Raw genomic sequence first — 2,340 nt, forward strand, 5'->3', positions numbered from 1 at the left:
CCCCTCCCCCATCCGGGTTAGACACCGCGCCCCGCAGCCATCGAGGACACGGACCGGATGATCGGCATCACGCATCGCATCGCCACCGAGCTCGGCGTCGCCGAGGCGCAGGTACGGGCGGCGGTGGACCTGCTCGACGGGGGCGCCACGGTGCCGTTCGTCGCCCGCTACCGCAAGGAGGCGACCGGCGGGCTCGACGACGCGCAGCTGCGCACCCTGGAGGAGCGCTTGGCCTACCTGCGCGACCTGGAAGAGCGCCGCGGCGCCATCCGCGATGCGATCCAGGGCCTCGGCAAGCTCGATGCCGCGCTCGCGCAGAAGATCGCCACGGCCGAGACCAAGGCGCGGCTGGAAGACCTCTACGCGCCGTTCAAGGTCAAGCGCCGGACCAAGGCTCAGATCGCTCGCGAGGCCGGGCTCGGTCCGCTCGCCGAGGCCCTGCTCGCGCAGCCGGAGCGGGACCCCGTTCAGACCGCGAAGGCGTTTGCCGGCAAGGACGGGTTCCCCGATGCCGACGCCACGCTGGAGGGCGCACGCGCGATCCTGATCGAGCGCTTCGGCGAGGACGCCGAACTCGTCGGTAGCTTGCGCGAGGATGGCTGGCGGCGCGGGCGGATGCACGCCTCGGTCCGCAAGGGCAAAGCCGAGGCCGGCCAGAAGTTTGCCGACTACTTTTCCTTCGAGGAGCCGCTGACCCGCCTGCCCTCGCACCGCATCCTGGCGCTGTTCCGCGGCGAGAAGGAGGAGGTGCTCGACCTCGACCTCACGGATGCCGAGACGCCGCCCCCGGGCCAGCCGGCCTGGCAGGAGGCCCGGATCGCCAAGACCTTCGGCATCGCGGATCGCGGGCGGCCCGGCGACCGCTACCTCGCCGAGACGGTGCGGAAGACCTGGCGGACGAAGCTGAAGCCGGCGATCGACACGGATCTCCGCGCCCGGCTCTGGGCGGTGGCCGAGGCCGGCGCCGTGCAGGTCTTCGCCGGCAACCTGCGCGACCTGCTGCTCGCGGCGCCCGCCGGGGCGCGGCCGACGCTTGGGCTCGATCCGGGCTTCCGCAGCGGCGTGAAGGTCGCGGTGGTCGACGCCACCGGCAAGGTCGTCGCCACCGACGCGGTCTTCCCGCACGAGCCGCGGCGCGACTGGACCGGTGCGCTGGCGACGCTGGCCAAGCTCTGCCGCGCCCACGCGGTCGAGCTGATCGCCATCGGCAACGGCACCGCCTCGCGCGAGACCGACAAGCTGGCGGCCGAGCTCCTGGCCCGGCACCCGGAGCTGAAGCTGACTAAGGTGATGGTCTCTGAGGCCGGCGCCTCGGTCTACTCGGCCTCGGCCTACGCCTCCGCCGAGCTGCCGGGCCTCGACGTGACCCTGCGCGGCGCGGTCTCGATCGCGCGGCGGCTGCAGGACCCGCTGGCCGAGCTGGTGAAGATCGAGCCGAAGGCGATCGGCGTCGGGCAGTACCAGCACGACCTCGCGGAGGGGAAGCTGTCGCGCTCGCTCGATGCGGTGGTGGAGGATTGCGTCAACGGCGTCGGCGTCGACGTGAACGTGGCCTCCGCGCCGCTGCTCGCCCGCGTTTCCGGGCTGTCGGAGCGGGTGGCCGCCAACATCGTAGTGCATCGCGACGCGAACGGCCCGTTCCGCTCGCGCGCCGCGTTGCGGAAGGTCGTGGGCCTCGGCCCCAAGGCCTACGAGCTCGCCGCCGGGTTCCTGCGCATCCGCGACGGCAGCGACCCGCTCGACGCCTCGGGCGTGCACCCGGAGGCCTACCCGGTGGTGAAGAAGATTTTGGCCGCCACCGGCCAGCCGATTAAAGCGCTGATCGGCAACGGCGCGGCGCTCAAGGCGCTGAACCCGCAGAAGTTCGTGGACGCGACCTTCGGCCTGCCGACCGTCGCCGACATCATCGCCGAGCTGGAGAAGCCCGGCCGCGACCCGCGTCCGGCCTTCCGCACCGCGACCTTCCAGGACGGCGTCGAAAAGATCTCGGACCTGAAGCCCGGGATGCGGCTCGAAGGCGTCGTCACCAACGTCGCCGCGTTCGGCGCCTTCGTCGACGTCGGCGTGCATCAGGACGGGCTGGTTCACATCTCCGTGCTGGCCGACCGCTTCGTGAAGGACCCGCGCGAGGTGGTGAAGCCCGGCGACGTGGTGCAGGTCCGCGTCGTGGAGGTCGACCCGGCCCGCAAGCGCATCGCCCTCAGCATGCGCTCGGACGACGGCCAGCGGCAGACGCGACAGGAACCGGCGCGACAGGAACCGGCGCGACAGGAACCGGCGCGCCAGGAGCAGGGGCGCCGAGAGCAAGGTAGGCCGGCGCGCGAATCCGCGCCGCGGCCC

General features: G+C 72.4%; 1 protein-coding gene. It reads left to right on the forward strand.

Annotation, left to right across the window (positions count from 1 at the left end; translation table 11 throughout):
- Positions 1-57 precede the first annotated feature (57 nt).
- On the forward strand, positions 58-2,340 hold a 2,283-nt coding region (locus tag FV222_RS23475; RefSeq protein ID WP_147815774.1), incomplete at its 3' end, for a Tex family protein.

Origin of the sequence: Methylobacterium sp. WL103, assembly GCF_008039885.1 — a bacterium.
GTDB lineage: Bacteria > Pseudomonadota > Alphaproteobacteria > Rhizobiales > Beijerinckiaceae > Methylobacterium > Methylobacterium cerastii.